This window comes from Halomonas stenophila (assembly GCF_014192275.1).
Classification (GTDB): domain Bacteria; phylum Pseudomonadota; class Gammaproteobacteria; order Pseudomonadales; family Halomonadaceae; genus Halomonas; species Halomonas stenophila.
In genome coordinates, this window is sequence record NZ_JACHXR010000005.1 from 267,056 (window position 1) to 284,686 (window position 17,631).

General features: G+C 67.2%; 15 protein-coding genes. 6 read left to right on the forward strand and 9 right to left on the reverse strand.

Annotation, left to right across the window (positions count from 1 at the left end):
- Window positions 1-61: 61 nt before the first annotated feature.
- Together FHR97_RS11295 and betC are read right to left on the reverse strand one after the other, a co-directional pair.
- Complete coding sequence (locus tag FHR97_RS11295) at window positions 62-1,711, reverse strand: BCCT family transporter (RefSeq protein WP_183383905.1); 1,650 nt, start codon at window positions 1,709-1,711, stop codon at window positions 62-64.
- Window positions 1,712-2,188: 477 nt separating this feature from the next.
- A complete protein-coding gene (gene betC, locus FHR97_RS11300) occupies window positions 2,189-3,718 on the reverse strand; it encodes a choline-sulfatase (RefSeq protein ID WP_183383906.1) in 1,530 nt (509 codons plus the stop codon).
- Window positions 3,719-3,842: 124 nt separating this feature from the next.
- Between betC and FHR97_RS11305 the strand changes: the two genes are divergently transcribed.
- Window positions 3,843-4,727, forward strand: coding sequence for a LysR substrate-binding domain-containing protein (locus FHR97_RS11305; RefSeq protein WP_246403952.1), 885 nt, complete (start codon window positions 3,843-3,845; stop codon window positions 4,725-4,727).
- A 77-nt stretch (window positions 4,728-4,804) separates the two neighbouring features.
- Here the strand turns inward: FHR97_RS11305 and FHR97_RS11310 are convergent, their stop codons facing one another.
- The 5 genes from FHR97_RS11310 to FHR97_RS11330 form a co-directional block, all read right to left on the reverse strand.
- On the reverse strand, window positions 4,805-5,206 hold the full coding sequence (locus FHR97_RS11310; protein WP_183383908.1) for a heme-binding protein: 402 nt from the start codon (window positions 5,204-5,206) through the stop codon (window positions 4,805-4,807).
- A gap of 1 nt (window position 5,207) precedes the next feature.
- On the reverse strand, window positions 5,208-6,503 hold the full coding sequence (gene glcF, locus FHR97_RS11315; protein WP_183383909.1) for a glycolate oxidase subunit GlcF: 1,296 nt from the start codon (window positions 6,501-6,503) through the stop codon (window positions 5,208-5,210).
- Window position 6,504: 1 nt separating this feature from the next.
- A complete protein-coding gene (gene glcE / locus FHR97_RS11320; RefSeq protein ID WP_183383910.1) occupies window positions 6,505-7,608 on the reverse strand; it encodes a glycolate oxidase subunit GlcE in 1,104 nt (367 codons plus the stop codon).
- Window positions 7,609-7,630: 22 nt separating this feature from the next.
- A complete protein-coding gene (glcD, locus tag FHR97_RS11325) occupies window positions 7,631-9,130 on the reverse strand; it encodes a glycolate oxidase subunit GlcD (RefSeq protein WP_183383911.1) in 1,500 nt (499 codons plus the stop codon).
- A gap of 150 nt (window positions 9,131-9,280) precedes the next feature.
- Window positions 9,281-10,981 (reverse strand): L-lactate permease, encoded by a 1,701-nt coding sequence (locus tag FHR97_RS11330; RefSeq protein WP_183383912.1) that lies wholly within the window; start codon window positions 10,979-10,981, stop codon window positions 9,281-9,283.
- 318 nt (window positions 10,982-11,299) lie between these two features.
- Here FHR97_RS11330 and FHR97_RS11335 point away from each other — a divergent pair, with 318 nt between their 5' ends.
- Together FHR97_RS11335 and FHR97_RS11340 are read left to right on the forward strand one after the other, a co-directional pair.
- Window positions 11,300-12,007 (forward strand): glutathione S-transferase family protein, encoded by a 708-nt coding sequence (locus FHR97_RS11335; protein ID WP_183383913.1) that lies wholly within the window; start codon window positions 11,300-11,302, stop codon window positions 12,005-12,007.
- Window positions 12,008-12,179: 172 nt separating this feature from the next.
- Entirely contained in the window at window positions 12,180-12,530 is a 351-nt protein-coding gene (locus FHR97_RS11340; protein ID WP_183383914.1) for a phasin family protein, read from the forward strand.
- Between the two features lie 108 nt (window positions 12,531-12,638).
- Here the strand turns inward: FHR97_RS11340 and FHR97_RS11345 are convergent, their stop codons facing one another.
- Window positions 12,639-13,262, reverse strand: coding sequence for a phosphoribosyltransferase (locus tag FHR97_RS11345; RefSeq protein WP_183383915.1), 624 nt, complete (start codon window positions 13,260-13,262; stop codon window positions 12,639-12,641).
- 258 nt (window positions 13,263-13,520) lie between these two features.
- Between FHR97_RS11345 and FHR97_RS11350 the strand changes: the two genes are divergently transcribed.
- Window positions 13,521-14,921, forward strand: a complete 1,401-nt coding sequence (locus FHR97_RS11350) for a uracil-xanthine permease family protein (protein ID WP_183383916.1) — start codon at window positions 13,521-13,523, stop codon at window positions 14,919-14,921.
- 192 nt (window positions 14,922-15,113) lie between these two features.
- On the opposite strand, the gene uraD is transcribed toward FHR97_RS11350, so the two are convergent.
- A complete protein-coding gene (gene uraD, locus FHR97_RS11355; protein WP_183383917.1) occupies window positions 15,114-15,638 on the reverse strand; it encodes a 2-oxo-4-hydroxy-4-carboxy-5-ureidoimidazoline decarboxylase in 525 nt (174 codons plus the stop codon).
- Window positions 15,639-15,799: 161 nt separating this feature from the next.
- Between uraD and uraH the strand changes: the two genes are divergently transcribed.
- Window positions 15,800-16,153 carry a hydroxyisourate hydrolase gene (gene uraH, locus FHR97_RS11360; RefSeq protein ID WP_183383969.1) on the forward strand — a complete coding sequence of 118 codons (354 nt, stop codon included), beginning with the start codon at window positions 15,800-15,802 and terminating at the stop codon, window positions 16,151-16,153.
- A gap of 102 nt (window positions 16,154-16,255) precedes the next feature.
- The gene (locus FHR97_RS11365) at window positions 16,256-17,512 is read left to right on the forward strand and encodes a urate hydroxylase PuuD (protein ID WP_183383918.1); all 1,257 of its coding nucleotides are present in this window, start codon (window positions 16,256-16,258) and stop codon (window positions 17,510-17,512) included.
- Window positions 17,513-17,631 lie beyond the last annotated feature (119 nt).

Genomic DNA, 17,631 nt, shown 5'->3' on the forward strand with positions numbered 1-17,631 from the left:
TCGCCGCCTTCCGGCCGGCGCATGCCCAGGGGGAGGTGTTGTCATGACTTGATCGAGGGCTTCAGGCGACCTGGTGGCGCAGCTGGCGCAACTCGCCGTTCAGCGCCTTGATGATGGTGTAGCACATCACCAGCATCACGATGGAGAACGGGATCGCCGTCGCGGTCACCCCGGCCTGGAGCGCCGAGAGGCCGCCGCCGATCAGCAGCACGATGGCGATCAGGCCCTCCACCGTGGCCCAGAACATGCGCTGGGGGCGGGGAGCGTCGATCTTGCCTCCGGCGGTGATGGTATCGATCACCAGCGAGCCGGAATCCGAAGAAGTGACGAAGAAGACCAGCGCCAGGATGATGCCGAGGGTCGACATCAGGCCCGTCAGCGGCAGTTCATTCAGCATGCCGAAGAGCGCCAGCTCCGGGTTGTAGCTGTCGATCACGTACTCCTTGACCAGGCTGCTGGCCGGGTCGGCGTAGAGCTGATCGAGTGCAATGCTGCCGAAGACGCCCATCCAGATGAAGATGAACAGGCTGGGCACCAGCAGCACGCAGATCACGAACTCCCGAACGGTGCGGCCCCGTGACACCCGGGCGACGAACATGCCGACGAACGGCGCCCAGCTGACCCACCAGGCCCAGTAGAAGACCGACCAGGCCTGACGATAGGCATCGTCTTCACGACCGAAGGGCGCCGAGAGAGGAATGAACTCCGTCACATAGGTCGAAAGCCCCGTCCAGAGCCCGCTCAGTCCCACCAGTGTCGGGCCGGCGAACAGCACGAACAGGAAGAACAACACGGCCGCTCCCATGTTCAACTCGGAGAGCTTCTTCACACCGCCGTCCAGGCCGCGCCACACCGAGACCAGGGCCACCGCCGTGACCAGCACGATGACGATGACCTGAGTGGTGACGTTCACGTCGAGTCCGAAGACGAAATTCATCCCCGCGTTGGCCTGTTGTGCCCCGAGCCCGAGCGCCGTGGCCAGGCCGAACAGGGTGGAGAATACCGCCAGGATGTCGATGGCATGGCCCCACCAGCCCCAGACGCGGTCGCCGAGGATCGGGAAGAAGACCGAGCGGATGGAGAAGGGCAGCCCCTTGTTGTAGGTGAAGAGCGCCAGCGCCAGCGCCATGATGGCATAGACGGCCCAGCCATGCAGGCCCCAGTGGAGGAAGGTGCCGGCCAGGCCCATGGCGGTGGCATCGGCGATAGCGTTCGCATTTAGCGCCCCGTCGGCACCGAAGGGCGAGGGCGTGCCCAGCGGTGAGGAGACGTTGGCGTGGTAGACCGGTTCCAGCACGCTGAAGAACAACAGGGCGATGCCGATACCGGCGGTGAACAGCAAGGCGAACCAGGATAGGTAGCCATACTCGGGCTTGGCATCGGGGCCCCCCAGCCGGACCTTCCCGTAGGGCAGGACGACGAGCGCCAGGCAGAACACGATGAAGAAGTCCACCAGGATCATGAAGTACCAGTCCAGCGTCCCGGTAGAGAAGGCGACGATGGACTGGAAGATGCTCCCCGCCCGTTCCGGGAACAGCAGGGTGAGGACGATGAAGACGACCGAGGCCAGCGCCGAGACGACGAAGACCCGGTTGTGGATATCGAAGTCGAAGGGGCCTAGCCGTCCTTCGATATTGTCCTGACCGACGATGTAATCCGTCTGCATGTCGCTGGACACCGGGGGTGATGCCGGCTTGCTTGGGCTACTCATGATATGCCTCTCCTTGTTATAAGGTTATGAGTGGTAAGGGTCTTCCTTATGCTTGCATGGCCCTGAATACGGCGGTCCGGTCCAGTCCGGCATGGAAGGGGGCCAAGGTGTGGTCGATGACGGTCCGGATATCGACCCGGACCGATCCTGGTAAGACGGCGGTGGGGAGGTCGATGCACCCACTCGGGTCGCGTGTGACGTTGCGCCATGGGGCTCGCCTCTTACATTGTTATGATGTTGTTTTGTATCTGGTCATCATGGAGCATGCCCGCCCCTGTCAGACGGGCCACGACATCGGGCTCGAGCCAGCCGAGCGGGTCATCGGCCACCCCCTGCGGGACCACCGGCACGGCCAGCCACGGCATCGCGGCGGATCGTCTCGGGGGGACCGATAGCGCAGCCAGCTCATGAAGGGCAGCCAGCGTCGCTGGCTGCTCCGGCTCGTCAGCGATTCGCGACCGAGCGATGGCATCGGCATTACCGATCGTCGGCCACTTCCGGGAAGCGGGAACGCGCCTCGAGGTCATCGAGATCGATGGTGTTGCGCATGTACTGGACGCTGGCATCGAAGAATGGCTGGTGATCCCAGGGGGTGACCCGTCCCTTCATGTTGGCGCGGGCGACCAGCTTGCGACGCCGCTGGCTGTCGAGCACCTCCTGGTGCAGCTTCTCGGTATCCCAGCGGCTTGCGACCTCGTCGCGGAACTGCTTGCGCAGGTCCTGGTGCTCGGGATCCTCGGCCAGGTTGGTCAGCTCCTGCGGGTCGGCCTCGAGGTCGAACAGCTGGTCGGGGTCCGGGGTGGAGTAGACGAACTTGTAGCGACCGCGGCGGATCATCAGCAGCGGGGCGATGGCGCCTTCGCCGCAGTATTCGCCGATCACCTCGTCATGGCCGCCCGCGCCGGTCAGGTGGGGGTTCAGGCTGCGGCCATCGATGGGCACCGCATACTGCGGGGCCTGGCCGTCATGGGCCCACTCGCTGAAGGTCGGCAGAAGGTCCATGGTGGAGACGGACTGCTTGACCCGGCCGGCCGCGAAGCGTCCCGGTGCATGCACGATCATCGGCACCCGGGCGGAGCCCTCGAACCAGCTCATCTTGTACCACAGGCCCCGCTCGCCGAGCATGTCGCCGTGGTCGCCGGAGAAGACGATGATGGTGTCCTCTTCCAGGCCGCTGTCCTTCAGGGCCTGGAGCACCTTGCCGAGCTGGTCGTCGACGTAGCTGATGGCCCCGTAGTAGGCGCGGCGCGCATTGCGGATCTGCTCGTCGTTGATGGTGTCCTCGTCGCACTGGTAGACCTGACGCAGGCGCCTGGAGTGCGGGTCCATCAGCTCTCGCGAATAGGGTACCTCGGGCATGTCGATCTCGTCGTGATCGTAGCGGTCCCAGTACTCCTGAGGAATGGTGTAGGGATCGTGCGGGTGGGTCAGCGAGACCGTCAGGCAGAAGGGGCGATCCCGGTCGCTGCGGGCATAGTCGTAGAGGAAGCGCTGGGCGCGGAAGGTCACCTCGTCGTCGAAGTCGAGCTGGTTGGAACGCACGCAGGGCCCGGCCTGGGTGACCGATGACATGTTGTGGTAGTAGCTCGGGCGTTCCTCGAAGTTCTCCCAGTCGACGAACCAGCCGAAGTCGGCCGGGTAGATGTCGGAGGTCAGGCGCTCCTCGAAGCCGTGCAACTGGTCCGGGCCGCAGAAGTGCATCTTGCCGGTGAGCGCCGTGAGGTAGCCGGCATCGCGCAGGTAGTGGGCGTAGGTCGGCGTATCGGCGGAGAGCTCGGCGGCATTGTCGAAGCCGCCGATCCGCGAGGGCAGTTGGCCGGCCATCAGAGTGAAACGCGACGGGGCGCACAGCGGGCTGTTGCAGTAGGCCGAGTCGAAGACCACGCCCTCTTCTGCCAGGCGCGACAGGTGGGGGGTCTTGACGACCCGGTGACCATAGAAGGGCAGCGAGGGGGCGGCCATCTGATCCGCCATGAGGAACAGGATATTCGGCTGTTGAGTGGACATCGGCGAGTGCCTCCCGAGGGGTGCTGGGGAATGGTTGGCGTCGGGTGACAGTCTCTATGCTAATCTGACTTCCTGTAAACTCGCTCTTTTTTTATGTGTGAGATTAGTATAGCTAATGACATTGATGAGCAAGCGGGTGTCGCCCAATGGCCTGAGGGTCTTCGAGTCGGCCGCCCGCCACCTGAGCTTCACCGCCGCCGCCAAGGAATTGCGTTCCACCCAGTCGGCCGTCAGCCAGCAGGTGCGGGCCCTCGAGGAGCAGCTCGGCCTGCGGCTGTTCGATCGCGTCTATCGCGGCGTGCGCTTGACCGAGCCGGGGCAGGCGCTGTTCGGCGCCGTCCAGGAGGGCTTCGCGACCATCGAGAGGACGATCGACCGCCTGCAGCGGCGCCACCGCAATCCCCGGCTGAACATCCTGACCGACTTCTCCCTGGCCTCGTACTGGCTGCTGCCCCGCCTGCCGGCCTTCCGCCGGCAATACCCGCACATCGACGTGCGGATCATGACCAACCAGGGGGTCTTCGACTGGCAGGGACAGGAGGTCGACATCGCCATCGTGTTCGGCGATGAGCGGGGCCTGGAAGGCGTACCGCGGTTGCTCGACGAGGAGGTCTTTCCGGTGTGCAGCGCCGGCTTCCTGGACCAGCATGGCCCGATCGACGACCTGGCGAGGCTGGGTGAGGTCCCGTTGCTGACGCTGACCGCCGACCAGGGGCAGCGCTGGATGGACTGGCCTGGCTACTTCGAGCGCCTGGGCGGTCAGGCCCACCTGGCCCCGTCGGAGCTGATCTTCAACAACTACCCGCTGCTGGTGCAGGCGGCGATCGCCGGGCAGGGGGTGGCACTGGGCTGGCGGGGATTGGTCGATGACCTGCTCGAGCGCGGCATGCTGGTGGGGCTGGAGGCCCTCAGCCTGAAGACCGCCAGTGGCTATGGGATGATCGATGCCCACCCGGATGACGGTAGCCCTGCGAAGCAGGCCTTCCAGGACTGGGTGCTGTCGAGCTGAGGCGGGGTATCCGGCGCCGGATGGCGAGCGGAGAAACCCCGGCGGGGCCGGGGTTCCGGATCGGGCTGGGGAAGGGGTCAGGCCAGGGCCGCCACCGCGGCCTTCGCTACCTGGGCGTCCTGGTCGGCCTTGACGCCGGAAACGCCTACGGCGCCGATCACCTGGCCATCGATAACTACCGGTACGCCGCCCTCCAGGAGCCCCTCCAAGGGGGCGGAGAGGAAGGCGGTGCGACCGTTATTGATCATCTCCTCGAAGAACTGGGTCTCCTTGTGGCTGAACGCGGCGGTGCGGGCCTTCTGGGCGCTGATCTTGGCCGTCATCGGCGAGGCTCCATCCAGACGGCGCAGGCCGAGCAGCTCGCCGCTGTCGTCGACGATCGAGACGGTGATGTTCCAGTGGTTCCGCTCCGCCTCTCGTTGAGCGGCGTCCAGAATGGCGTTGACCTCGTTGAGGCCCAGGATGCACTTGGTCTTCATGTCACTCTCCTTCAGGGTCTAGTTCTTGGGTTTCAGACGTGGCACTCGAGTGCTCGGGGAACGAGGTGCGCTCCAGCACCTCATCGACGATCTCGATCCAGTGGCGCACCGGGGTGCGACCCGCGCCGGCCAGGTGGGTCTGGCAGCCGATATTCGCTGTGACGATCACCTCCGGACTTCCCGCCTCCAGGGCATCGAGCTTGTTGTCGCGCAGCTGGGTGGCGAGTTCCGGCTGGGTCACGGAGTAGGTGCCCGCCGAGCCGCAGCAGAGGTGGGCATCCTGCACCGGGGTCAGCGGGAAGCCGAGCCGGGCCAGCAGGGCGTCGACGCTGCCGCCGAGCTTCTGGGCGTGCTGCAGGGTACAGGGGCAATGGAAGGCCAGGCGCTTGTGCTCGCGCAGGGTCAGGCGCTCCAGGTCCTCGTCGCGCAGGATCTCCACCAGGTCCTTGGCCAGGGCGCTGATGCGCTCGGCCTTCTCGGCGTAGTCGGGGTCGTCGGCCAGCACCTCGGCGTATTCCTTGACCATCGCCCCACAGCCGCTGGCGGTCTGCACGATGGCCTCGACCCCGGCCTCGACATGCGGCCACCAGGCGTCGATGTTGGCGCGCATGCGCGCCCGACCGGCCTCCTGGGCGTTGAGGTGGTAGTCGATGGCCCCGCAGCAGCCGGCCTCCGGCGCCGGGGTCAGGCCGATGCCGAGGCGGTCGAGGACCCGGGCGGTGGCGGCATTGGTGTTGGGCGACAGGCCCGGCTGCACGCAGCCCTCGAGGATCAGCATCTGGCGCGCATGGCGGCCGCCCTCGGGACGCCGGCCGGCATCCTCCGGGGCCGGCGGCATCTTGCGGCGCAGGTTGCCCGGCACCAGCGGACGGAACACCTGGCCCATCTTGAGCAGCGCCTTGAAGCGCGCGGGGTCCACCAGCGCCTTGCGCAGCCCGAGGCGCAGCGCGCGGTCGGGCGCGGAGCGCGGCACCCGCCGCTCGATCTCGGCGCGGCCGATGTCGAGCAGCTTGTGGTATTCCACCCCGGACGGGCAGGTGGTCTCGCAGTTGCGGCAGGTGAGGCAGCGATCCAGGTGCAGCCGGGTTTCCTCGGTGACGTTGTCGTCGTCGGGATTCTCCAGCATCTGCTTCATCAGGTAGATGCGCCCGCGCGGGCCGTCACGCTCGTCGCCCAGCAGCTGGTAGGTGGGGCAGGTGGCATTGCAGAAGCCGCAGTGCACGCAGGTGCGCAGCACACGATCGGCCTCGCGGATGTGCGGCTGTTGGAGGTCTGCCTCGGTGAAGTGCGTCTGCATCTCAGAGCTCCGCGTAGAGTCGGCCCGGATTGAAGATGCCCCTCGGGTCCAGTTCGGCCTTGAGGCGGCGATGGTACTTCGCCATTACCGGGGCCAGCGGGGTGAAGGGCTCGGCGGCGCCCGGCGTCAGGCAGCTGGCATGCCCGCCGGCGCTGGCGCAGGCCTCGCGCAGGGTCTCGGCGGGCAGGTCGCTGCGCAGCCAGCGCTGGGCGCCGGCCCAGTCGTGGAGCATGGCGTGCTCGTCGAGGCCCTCGGCCTCCAGCCGCGCCCGTTGGGGCAGCGAGAGCCGCCACAGCGGGCGCCCATCCTCGCCGGAGAAGAACGCCAGCCGCTGCTCGCGCAGCGACTCCCAGAAGTCGGCCTCGAGATCCTCGCCGCCGAGGCGTTCACGGGTGGCGGCCACCGAGCCGGGCCCACCCTCCAGGCGCAGGTGCAGGGCGCCGTCCTGCCAGGCGGCGGCGGTCAGTGGCAGCGGCTGGCGTCCCCAGTCGGCGAGGCGCTGGCGGGCCTGCTCCAGTGGCATCTCGAGGCGCAGGCCGTGGCTGGCCGAGGGGCGGGGCAGCACCTTGAGGGTGACCTCGGTGAGCAGGCCCAGGCTGCCCTGGGCGCCGACCATCAGGCGCGAGAGGTCGTAGCCGGCGACGTTCTTCATCACCTCGCCGCCGAAGCGCTGCTCATCGCCGGTGTGGGTGATGACCCGGGCACCCAGCACGAAGTCGCGCACCGCGCCGGCCCAGGGGCGACGCGGGCCGGAGAGCCCGGCGGCGACCATGCCGCCGACGGTGGCGGCGCCGCCGAAGTGGGGCGGCTCGAAGGGCAGCATCTGGCCGTGCTCGGCCAGCGCTGCCTCCAGGTCGGCCAGCGGCGTGCCGGCGCGTACCGAGACGATCAGCTCTACCGGGTCGTAGCCGGTGATGCCGCGGTGGTCGCGGGTGGAGAGCGCTTCGACCTCCCCGGGGCGGCCCTGAACTTGTCGACCATAGAAGGCCTTGGTGTCGCCGCCGACGATGCGCAGCGGCGTGCCCTCCGCGTCGGCCTTCCGGACGCGCTCTCCCAGGGCCGCGCTGATATCCCGGTCCCGGGGCGGGTGAGTGGTGTTGGCCATGATCATTCCTCAGAAACGGGGCTCAGAAACGGGGCAGCTCGGGGTGAGGCAGCTCGCCCCCGTGCACGTGCATGGCGCCGAACTCGGCGCAGCGCGCCAGGGTCGGGATGTTCTTGCCCGGGTTGAGCAGGCGCTCGGGGTCGAAGGCCGCCTTCACGGCGTGGAAGGTGGTCAGCTCATCGGGACTGAACTGGGCGCACATCTGGTTGATCTTCTCGCGGCCCACCCCGTGCTCGCCGGTGATCGAGCCCCCGGCCTCCACGCATAGCTCGAGGATCTTGCCGCCGAGCTCCTCGGCCTGCTCCAGCTCGCCCTCGCGGTTGGCATCGAACAGGATCAGCGGGTGCATGTTGCCGTCCCCGGCATGGAAGACGTTGGCGACCTTCAGACCGTAGGCGTCGGACAGGTCGCTGATGCCCTGCAGCACGCGGGGCAGCTCGCGGCGCGGGATGGTGCCGTCCATGCAGTAGTAGTCCGGCGACATCCGACCCACCGCGGGAAAGGCGTTCTTGCGCCCGGCCCAGAACAGGGCGCGTTCGGCCTCGTCGCGGGCCTGCTGGATGTCGGTGGCGCCGGCCGCCTCGAGCACCTGGCGCACCCGGTCGCAGTCGTCGTCGACGTCGGCCTCCACGCCGTCCAGCTCGCACAGCAGGATGGCCTGTGCCTCCACCGGATAGCCGGCATGAATGAAGTCCTCGGCGGCGCGGATCGCCAGGTTGTCCATCATTTCCAGGCCGCCGGGGACGATGCCGGCGGCGATGATGTCGCCGACGGCGCGGCCGGCCTTGCCCACGTCGTCGAAGCTGGCCATCAGCACCTTGGCGGTCTCCGGCTTGGGCAGCAGCTTGACGGTGATCTCGGTGACCACCCCGAGCATGCCCTCGGAGCCGTTGATCAGGGCCAGCAGGTCGAAGCCCGGGGCATCCAGGGCCTCGCTGCCCAGCGTCAGGCGTTCGCCCTCGATGGTGATGATCTCGACCTTCATCACGTTGTGTACGGTCAGGCCGTACTTCAGGCAGTGCACGCCGCCGGCGTTCTCCGCTACGTTGCCGCCGATCGAGCAGGCGATCTGCGAGGAGGGATCCGGCGCATAGTAGAGCCCGTGGGGCGCGGCGGCCTCGGAGATGGCCAGGTTACGCACCCCCGGCTGGACTCGGGCAGTGCGGGCGTCGGGGTCCACGTCGAGGATGCGGTTGAAGCGCGACATCACCAGCAGCACGCCCTGCTCCAGGGGCAGGGCGCCCCCGGACAGGCCGGTGCCGGCGCCGCGGGTGACCACCGGCACGCCCAGTTCCCGGCAGCCCTTGAGCAGGGCCTCCACCTGGTCGAGGGTCTCCGGCAGGGCCACCAGCATGGGCAGCACGCGATAGGCGGCCAGGCCGTCGCATTCGAAGGGGTGCAGGTCTTCCTCGCGATGGAGCAGGGTCAGGCCGGGGGCGGCCTGCTGCAGGGCGGCGAGCACCTCCGCCTTGTCCCGGCGGGGCAGCTCGCCATCGAGTCGTGCGTCGTAGTGGATATTCATGGCGGCTCCGAGAAACGGGAATGAATCCAGTATGGGGTCAAAGGTATGGAAATGTCTTCCATAAACATGGAAGGGATGCCGGTCATCCTGTCGCAGTGCGGCGGCAGCCGACGGGGCTCGCCCGGCCCCGCCGATCGGCGGGGCCGTGGCTCAGCTCAGCCGCAGCAGCGGGTCGGCGATCCCCCACAGCTGAATGGCCACCAGGCCGACCAGTCCCGCCGCGAGTACATAGTAGAGGGTCGGCAGGAGGGTCTTGCGGATGGTGATCCCCTCGCGGCCCAGCAGGCCGACGGTGGCCGAGGCCGCGACCACGTTGTGGATGGCGATCATGTTGCCCGCGGCGGCGCCGACGGCCTGCAGGGCCACCATCATGGCCGTGGAGACCCCGAGCTGCTGGGCGACATTGAACTGGAAGTCGGACAGCATCAGGTTGGACACCGTGTTGGAGCCGGCGATGAAGGCCCCCAGGGCCCCCACGGTGGGCGCGAACAGCGGATAGACATCGCCGACGCCATCGGCCACCAGGCGTGCCATGGCCACCGGCATCGACACCAGGTCGGCGGCATTGACGCCGGAGTTGATCAGGATACGCACCATGGGGATGGTGAAGACCAGCACGAAGCCGGCGCCGGCCAGGGTCCGGGTGGACTCGCCGAAGGCGGCGCGGAGTTCGCCGACGCGCATCCGGTGCAGCAGCGCGGTCAGCAGCACCACCATCAGCAGGATGCCGCCGGGCAGGTAGAGTGGCTGGATGCTGCCGGAGATGCCGGCCTCGCCGAGGATATTGCTCCAGCCGAGGCTCGCCGAGGTCAGGGCCTCCTTCAGCGGGGCCACGGTGCGCGAGGCCACCAGTAGCAGGGCCAGCAGGACATAGGGCAGCCAGCCCATGAAGGTGGAGATGGGCGTCTTGCCGACCACCTCGTCGGTCCTGATGACCAGCTTGCCGATCCAGTGGTCCGGCCAGGACGTCGCCTCGGGGAAATCCCAGCTCTCGCGGGGGATCAGGAAGCCGCGACGGGCCGCCGGCACGACGATGGCCAGGCCCACCATGGCGCCGATCATCGAGGGGAATTCCGGCCCCAGCAGCACGCCGGCCAGCGCATAGGGCACCACGAAGCCGATGCCGGCGAACAGCGCGAAGGGCGCGACGGCCAGGCCCTCCCGCCAGGAGCGGTTGGCCCCGAAGAAGCGCACCATCACCATGACCATCAGCAGCGGCATCAGCACGCCGACCAGGGCGTGGATGACGGCCACCTCGCCGGCCACTAGGTGGAAGTAGTCGAGCCAGCCGCTACCGCCGGCTTCCAGGGTCGAGGTGATCCCGCCCTTGTCGAGGCCACCCGAGACGCCGACCACGATGGGCGTGCCCACCGCACCGAAGGACACCGGCGTGGACTGGATCATCATGCCGACCACCACGGCGGCCAGGGCCGGGAAGCCGAGGGCGACCATCAGCGGGGCGGCCACGGCGGCCGGCGTGCCGAAGCCCGAGGCGCCCTCGATGAAGCAGCCGAACAGCCAGGCGACGATGATGGCCTGGACGCGCCGGTCGGGGCTGATGCCCGAGAAGCCGTTGCGGATGGCGGTGATGCCGCCGGAATGCTTGAGGGTGTTGAGCAGCAGGATGGCGCCGAAGATGATCCAGAGGATCGCGACCGTCAGCATCAGGCCCTGCAGGGTCGAGGCCAGGACCCGAGTGAAGGTCATGTCCCAGGCGAGCAGGGCGATGACAGCCGTCACGGCGAAGACCATCGGCATGGCGACCCGCGCCGCCATGCGCAGGCAGATCAGCAGGATCCCCGCCAGCAGCAGGGGGGTGAAGGCCAGAAGCGCCAGGAGAGTGTCGTGCATCGGTGGAGGTCCCTCATCGATGATGATGTCGTTGGCCGCCGGGGGCGGCATGCGCGAACCTTACGACCAGACACCGGGCTTGACCATTGCGGGTAAATTGGTATGACCAGAAAATTTGCTGCGATGTCTTTCCCGGGTCGCGATGAGAGGCATTGTGATTCAATGAGTTGAGGAGCAGTTGGCGAATCTTGGCGGCACCGTGGCGGGAACGGCGATTATACCAATGGACAAGGGGCCGGGGGCAGGCGGGTCGATGGCGGCGGACGGCAAAGCCTGGCACTATCGGAGATCTCCCCTCACCGGATGCAAGGAGTCGGTATGACACGGGTGCTCTACGAACTCAGCGGGCGGGACGAGTCGCTGCGGTTTTCGCCGTACTGCTGGCGGGTCCGTTATGCCCTGGCCCACAAGGGGCTGGACGTCGAGACACGCCCCTGGCACTTCACCGACAAGCCGGCGCTGGCCTTCGCCGACCACGATAAGGTGCCGGTCCTCGTCGACGGCGACGAGGTGGTCACCGACAGCTACGCGATCCTGCGCTACCTGGATCGTGCCTATCCCGAGGCACCGCTGCTCGGTGAGCCCCTGGCCGATGCCCGGGGGCGCTTCTTCAAGTACTATGCCGAACGCGCGCTGGCGCCGGCGATGATGCGCACCATCATCATGGACCTGTTCAATGCCGTGCATCCCGACGACCGCGCCTACTTTCGCGAGTCCCGCGAGAAGCGCTTCGGGCGCACCCTGGAGGAGTTCCACTCCCCGGCCAAGGGCCTGGCCCAGCTCGACGCGGCGCTTGCCCCGTTGCGTGGACGCCTCGAGGAAGTCGATTTCCTGGATGGCGAGGCCGCCGCCGGCGCCGACTATCTGGTGTTCGGCTTCTTCATGTGGGCGCGCTGCGTCTCCAGCGCCGATCTGGTCTCCAATGCCGACCCGGTCCATGCCTGGGTCGAGCGCATGCTCGACCTGCACGACGGCCTCGGCCGCCGAGCCACGCGCGTGACCGATATCGAGGGAGCCTATCGCTGAGTCCACACGCTTGCGGTGCTCGCGACGATGCCCGGCTCCGGCCGGGCATCGTCGTGTCGGGGAACGAGGCAACAAAGCGGTCCGCAGGATGTTGCGCCGCACAAAACGGCCTGCTATGTTGCAATGCAACACCGGCGCTTGGCCGGTATCCCCACCATCACGGAGGTGTGCGATGAGCAAGGCAACGACCGACAAGACCACCGAACAGTTCGAGTCTCTCTTTGTGCAACCCATGCGGTCCTATGCCGCGCTGAACCTCGAATATGCCGAGAAGCTGGTGTCCACCCAGTTCGACTCGGCACGGGTCCTGACCGACCTGGGCCTGGCCCAGGCGCGCGGCTGGCTCGAGGTCACGGATGCCGACGGCGTCAAGAAGGCCATGGAAGGCCAGCAGAAGGTGCTCCAGGACCTCGGCGAGCGCGTCAAGAGCGACTCCGAGGCGCTGATGACCCTCGGCCAGGAGTATGTCCAGAAGGGGCAGAAGCTGGTCGAGGAGCAGGTCAAGGCCGCCAGCGCCAGCTGATCTCCCGATTCTCTGCAAGCAAGGGGCCCTTGCCGGGCCTTGCGGGTCACCGCCTGACGGCGGTGGCCCGTCTTTTTTGCGGCGGCCGTTCGCCGCGAGCGCAGGCGTTCAGCCGTGCTCGGTGCCCAGTAGCCGGATCACCTCGTCGTCGCTCACCTGTCCGAAGTTGGCGAAGAACTGGCCGACGGCGCCGAAGCCGGCCGGGGCGAGCAGGCACACCACCTCGTCGGCGAGCCGTTCCAGGCGTGTCACGGTCTCGGGGGGCGCCGCCCCCAGGGCGGCAATCAGCCGGGCCGGATGGCGCGGGCGCAGGCTGGTCAGTGCCGTGGCCATGGTGGCGCCGGTGGCGCTGCCGTCGTCGACCACCACCACGATGCGTCCGGCGGGGTCGATGGGGGCGCGCACCGGCGTGTAGCGCCGCCGACGCTCCTCGATCAGCGCCTGCTGAGTCTCGATTTCCCGGCTGATGGCCGACTCCGGATAGTGACTGGCCGCCGGCTCAAGCTCGACCCGACCCTGTTCGCCGACCGCGCCGATGGCGTACTCCGGGTTGCCCGGGGCGCCGATCTTCCTCACCAGCACCACGTCCAGCTCTCCCTCCAGCTCGTCGGCGATCAGCCGACCCATGGGCACCCCTCCCCGGGGAATGGCCAGGATCAGCGGGTCGCGTCCTCGCAGGTGCTCAAGCCGTTGCACCAGTCCTTCGGCAGCCTCCAGTCGATCGCGAAACATGGGTGGCCTCCGCGTCGCCTCCACTGACTTGAGTCTAGTCCAGATCCAGGGACAGGGATGGCGTCGATGTGTTGATTGTATACATGTTTATCAATTATTGTTCAAAAGTAGTCGGGTTACTTTGTATCCACTCTATCGGGGGTCGAGACACAACCATAACCGCCGGCCGTTCACGAGACGGCCTGGGACCACCCGAAGAGGCCGGCAGCGCGACGGCAGCAGGACGCCACAACAACACCACATCCAATGGCCGATAACATGCAGACCAACGTCAACAACACCTCGATATTCGATTTCCATGGCAAGCCGTCTTTCCTCAAGGCCTTGCCGATCTCCCTTCAGCACGTGCTGGCGATGATCGCCGGCGTGATCACCCCGCCGATCATCATCGCCGGCGTGGTGGGGTCGACCCCCCAGGAGAAGCTGCTGCTGATCCAGATCGCCGTGCTGACCTCGGGGATCTGCACGCTCTTCCACCTCTACGGCGTCTGGAAGTTCGGCGCCCGGCTGCCGGCGATCTTCGGCGTGGGCTTCGCCTACGTGCCGACGCTGATCGCCGTGGGCGGTCAGTTCGGCATCGAGGGCATCCTCGGCGCCCAGCTGGTCGGCGGCATCACCATGATGGTGGTGGGGTACTTCATCCAGTACATCCGCCATCTCTTCCCGCCGGTCGTGGCGGGCACGGTGGTGCTGGTCATCGGCCTGTCGCTGTATGACATCGCCATCCGCTACATCGCCGGCAGCGGCAACGTGAACGCGCCCCACTTCGGTGAGCTGCAGAACTGGGGGGTGGGGCTGCTGACTCTGGTCACCGTGCTGCTGGCCTCCCAGTTCGGCCGCGGCGTGGTCAAGCTCTCGGCGATCATCGTCGGCATCCTGGTCGGCTACCTGCTCGCCCTGCCCCTGGGCATGGTCGACTTCAGCTCGGTGGCCAGTGCCGAGTGGGTCGCCGTGCCCCAGCTGATGCCTTTCGAGCTGGAGTTCCATTCCGCGGCCATCGTCTCGCTGGTGGTGATCTGCGTGATCAATTCCGTGCAGACCATCGGTGACCTTTCGGCGACCAGCGTGGCCGGCATGAACCGCGAGCTGAAGACCAAGGAGTTGACCGGCGGCCTGCTGGGCAATGGCCTGACCACGGCGTTGAGCGCCTTCTTCGGCGCCCTGCCCACCTCCACCTTCAGCCAGAACGTCGGCATCGTGGCCATGACCAAGGTGATCAGTCGCTACGTGCTGGTCATCGCCGGCGTGTTCATGCTGCTGGCCGGCCTCAGCCCGAAGTTCGGCGCCATCATGACCACCATCCCCTACCCGGTGCTGGGTGGCGCCACCATCACCGTGTTCGGGATGATCACCATGACCGGCATCCAGTTGCTGACCAAGGACGAGATGTCGGCGCGCAACATGACCATCGTCGGCCTGGCCCTGGCGCTCAGCCTGGGGATCGCCGCCGTGCCCTCGGCCATCGCCCAGTTCCCCGAGACCCTGCAGGACGTGATCGGCGGGGCGCCGATCGTGGTCGCGGCGATCACCGCCTTCGTGCTCAACCTGGTGCTGCCGCGCAAGACGCTGGCGGACGAAGCCCGCGAGCGCGAGGCGATCGCCGAGGCGGATGCCGAACAGGCTGCCGGCGACGCCGGCCTGCAGCGGGCCGAGAAGTGAGGGCAGGGGCGGGCCACTGGCCCGCCCCGCAGGCGCGTCGGGACTGAATGTTCGTCACGCGCGTCATCGATGGCGAGACGCGTTGATCGCACCGACCAGGGACAGGGTCCGCTCTTCAGCGAGTCCATGACACGAAAAAGCGCTGCCGGGGCCTCCCGGCAGCGCTTTGGCTTTGCCCGACTCGGCGGGCGATCAGGCCGCGCGCTCCTCCAGGCGGAAGGCGGCGATGCGGTTGATCTGCTCGATGGCGGTGCGGCGTTCCTCCGCCGGCTCGTTGTTCAGCCGGGTCTCGAAGGCGGCGAGGATGTCGTGGCGGTCGCTGCCCTTGACCGCCATCACGAAGGGAAAGCCGAAGCGCTCCTTGTAGGCGGCGTTGAGGCGCTCGAAGCGGGCCATCTCCTCGGGGCTGCACTGGTCGAGCCCGGCGCCGGCCTGCTCACTGGTGGAGTCGTCGGTGAGCTCGCCGGCGATGGCCGCCTTGCCGGCCAGGTCCGGGTGGGCACGGATCACCTCGAGCTGGCGCTCGGGATCGGCCTCGCTGAGCACGCGCCCCATGGCCGTGGCCAGCCCCTCGGGACTGTCCTGCTCGTCGGAAAGGCCGCGCTGCCAGGCCAGTTCGGCCACCCAGGGAGAGTGTTCGTAGATGTCGCCGAAGCGCTCGACGAAGGCGGCCTGGTCCAGTTGGCTGGGGCGCGGAGAAAGCGTCTTGGTGCTCATGGTGGGGACTCCTTGGTGCGTGTCTGCATCGATACTGTCAGGATAGCGATAAAAGTGTATACAATAAAGTCTTTGAAATGTACTCTATTACAAGCTACAACTGTTTCTAGAGAGGCGGCGTTCGAAGAGCGCGTCGACAGCGATGACAAGAGGAGAAGATGATGGGCTACCTCACCACTCACGTGCTGGATACCTCCCTCGGCCTGCCGGGCGAGGGGATCCGCATCGAGGTCTATCGCCTGGAGGGCGGCGAGCGCCAGCGGCTCACCGAGGTCGTGACCAACGACGACGGCCGCTGTGACGCGCCGATCCTGGAGGGCGAGGCCTTCACCGCCGGCGAGTACGAGCTGGTCTTCCATGCCGGCGAGTATCTGGAGCGGCGCGGGGTCGCCGTGGACAAGCCGCGGTTCCTCGACGTGATCCCGCTGCGCTTCGGCGTCGCCGATGCCGGCCAGCACTATCACGTGCCGCTGCTGCTGTCGCCGTACAGCTATTCCACCTACCGCGGCAGCTAGCCCGATAAGTGGCTGTGCTCGCCGACTTTTCAGGCACTGCCCAACCGGTCCTTTACCGCCAAATCGAGACAACAATCGCATAATTCCAACGAGGCCTGACCGATGGAAGCCTACTTTCTGGACTTCGCCAACCTCCTGCTGAGGTGGCTGCACGTGATCGCCGCCGTGGCCTGGATCGGCGAGTCGATCTACTTCGTCATGCTGGACAATGGCCTGCGTCCGCCCAAGGCCGCCGAGGACCAGCGCAAGGGCGTGTTCGGCGAGATGTGGGCGGTGCATGGCGGTGGCTTCTACCACAACCAGAAGTACGCCAGCGCCCCGGAGAAGCTCCCCGAGGACCTGCACTGGTCGTTCTGGAAGGCCTACACGACCTGGCTGTCCGGCTTCGGCCTGTTCGTGCTGCTCTACATGGCCAATCCCGGCTTCTACCTGGTCAACCCGGGCAGCGACTGGGCGTGGGCCGCCAACCTGAGCGGCTGGCAGGCCAACGTGGTGGCGCTGCTGTTCCTGCTCTCGGGCTGGGTGATCTACAACGAGATGTGCAAGCGCATCAGTCCCAACATGGAGCGCGATGGCCTGCTGAGCCTGGCCGTGGCGGTGATGATGGTGGGGGTGGCCTACCTGAGCACCCAGATCTTCGCGGGACGCGCCGCCTTCCTGCTCACCGGCGCGGTGATGGCCACCGCCATGTCGGCGAACGTCTTCTTCTGGATCATCCCGGGGCAGCGCCGCATGGTGAAGGCCATGAAGGCCGGCGAGACTCCCAACCCCATCGACGGCAAGCGCGGCAAGCAGCGCTCGGTGCACAACACCTACTTCACGCTGCCGGTGGTGCTGCTGATGCTCAGCAACCACTACTCCTTCACCTATACCCACGAGCTGTCCTGGGTGATCATGTCGCTGTTCATCTTCGCCGGCGCCCTGATCCGCCAGTTCTTCGTGCTGATGCACGCCGGCCATCTCAAGCCGGCCTACCCGGCGGCGGGGGTCGCCCTGATCCTGGTGGCGGTGTGGGTCGGGGCGCCCACCGCGGGCAATGCCACGGCCGCCGCCACGGCCAGCACCGAGGCCGCCTCGGTCGAGGAGGCGCCGGCCGACACCGAGGTGGTGGCCCAGGGCGGGGCGCTCGAGGAGGTGCATGCCATCATCACCGAACGCTGCGTATCCTGCCACGCCCAGAACCCCGAGCATGCCGGCTTCTCGGCGGCGCCGGCCGGGGTGATCCTGGACACCCCCGAGCAGATGCTGCGCCAGGTCGACCAGATCAAGCAGGTGGTCGCCAGCGGCTACATGCCGCTCGGCAACATCACCCAGATGACCGACGAGGAGCGTGCGAAGATCGCCGACTGGAGTCCGTGAGGTGACGACGAGCCGCCTCGCCCGCTGACCACCGCCCGCCTTTTTGGCGGGCGGTGGTCGTGTCGGGCAACGGAAAGCGTATACAATAAGCGGCATACCGGGTTTTCACGGAGGCGAGC

Bases quoted from the DNA above. Each gene is read 5' to 3' on its own strand.
- FHR97_RS11295 (WP_183383905.1), bottom strand. From the start codon at position 1,711: ATGAGTAGCCCAAGCAAGCCGGCATCACCCCCGGTGTCCAGCGACATG.
- betC (WP_183383906.1), bottom strand. From the start codon at position 3,718: ATGTCCACTCAACAGCCGAATATCCTGTTCCTCATGGCGGATCAGATG.
- FHR97_RS11305 (WP_246403952.1), top strand. From the start codon at position 3,843: ATGAGCAAGCGGGTGTCGCCCAATGGCCTGAGGGTCTTCGAGTCGGCC.
- FHR97_RS11310 (WP_183383908.1), bottom strand. From the start codon at position 5,206: ATGAAGACCAAGTGCATCCTGGGCCTCAACGAGGTCAACGCCATTCTG.
- glcF (WP_183383909.1), bottom strand. From the start codon at position 6,503: ATGCAGACGCACTTCACCGAGGCAGACCTCCAACAGCCGCACATCCGC.
- glcE (WP_183383910.1), bottom strand. From the start codon at position 7,608: ATGGCCAACACCACTCACCCGCCCCGGGACCGGGATATCAGCGCGGCC.
- glcD (WP_183383911.1), bottom strand. From the start codon at position 9,130: ATGAATATCCACTACGACGCACGACTCGATGGCGAGCTGCCCCGCCGG.
- FHR97_RS11330 (WP_183383912.1), bottom strand. From the start codon at position 10,981: ATGCACGACACTCTCCTGGCGCTTCTGGCCTTCACCCCCCTGCTGCTG.
- FHR97_RS11335 (WP_183383913.1), top strand. From the start codon at position 11,300: ATGACACGGGTGCTCTACGAACTCAGCGGGCGGGACGAGTCGCTGCGG.
- FHR97_RS11340 (WP_183383914.1), top strand. From the start codon at position 12,180: ATGAGCAAGGCAACGACCGACAAGACCACCGAACAGTTCGAGTCTCTC.
- FHR97_RS11345 (WP_183383915.1), bottom strand. From the start codon at position 13,262: ATGTTTCGCGATCGACTGGAGGCTGCCGAAGGACTGGTGCAACGGCTT.
- FHR97_RS11350 (WP_183383916.1), top strand. From the start codon at position 13,521: ATGCAGACCAACGTCAACAACACCTCGATATTCGATTTCCATGGCAAG.
- uraD (WP_183383917.1), bottom strand. From the start codon at position 15,638: ATGAGCACCAAGACGCTTTCTCCGCGCCCCAGCCAACTGGACCAGGCC.
- uraH (WP_183383969.1), top strand. From the start codon at position 15,800: ATGGGCTACCTCACCACTCACGTGCTGGATACCTCCCTCGGCCTGCCG.
- FHR97_RS11365 (WP_183383918.1), top strand. From the start codon at position 16,256: ATGGAAGCCTACTTTCTGGACTTCGCCAACCTCCTGCTGAGGTGGCTG.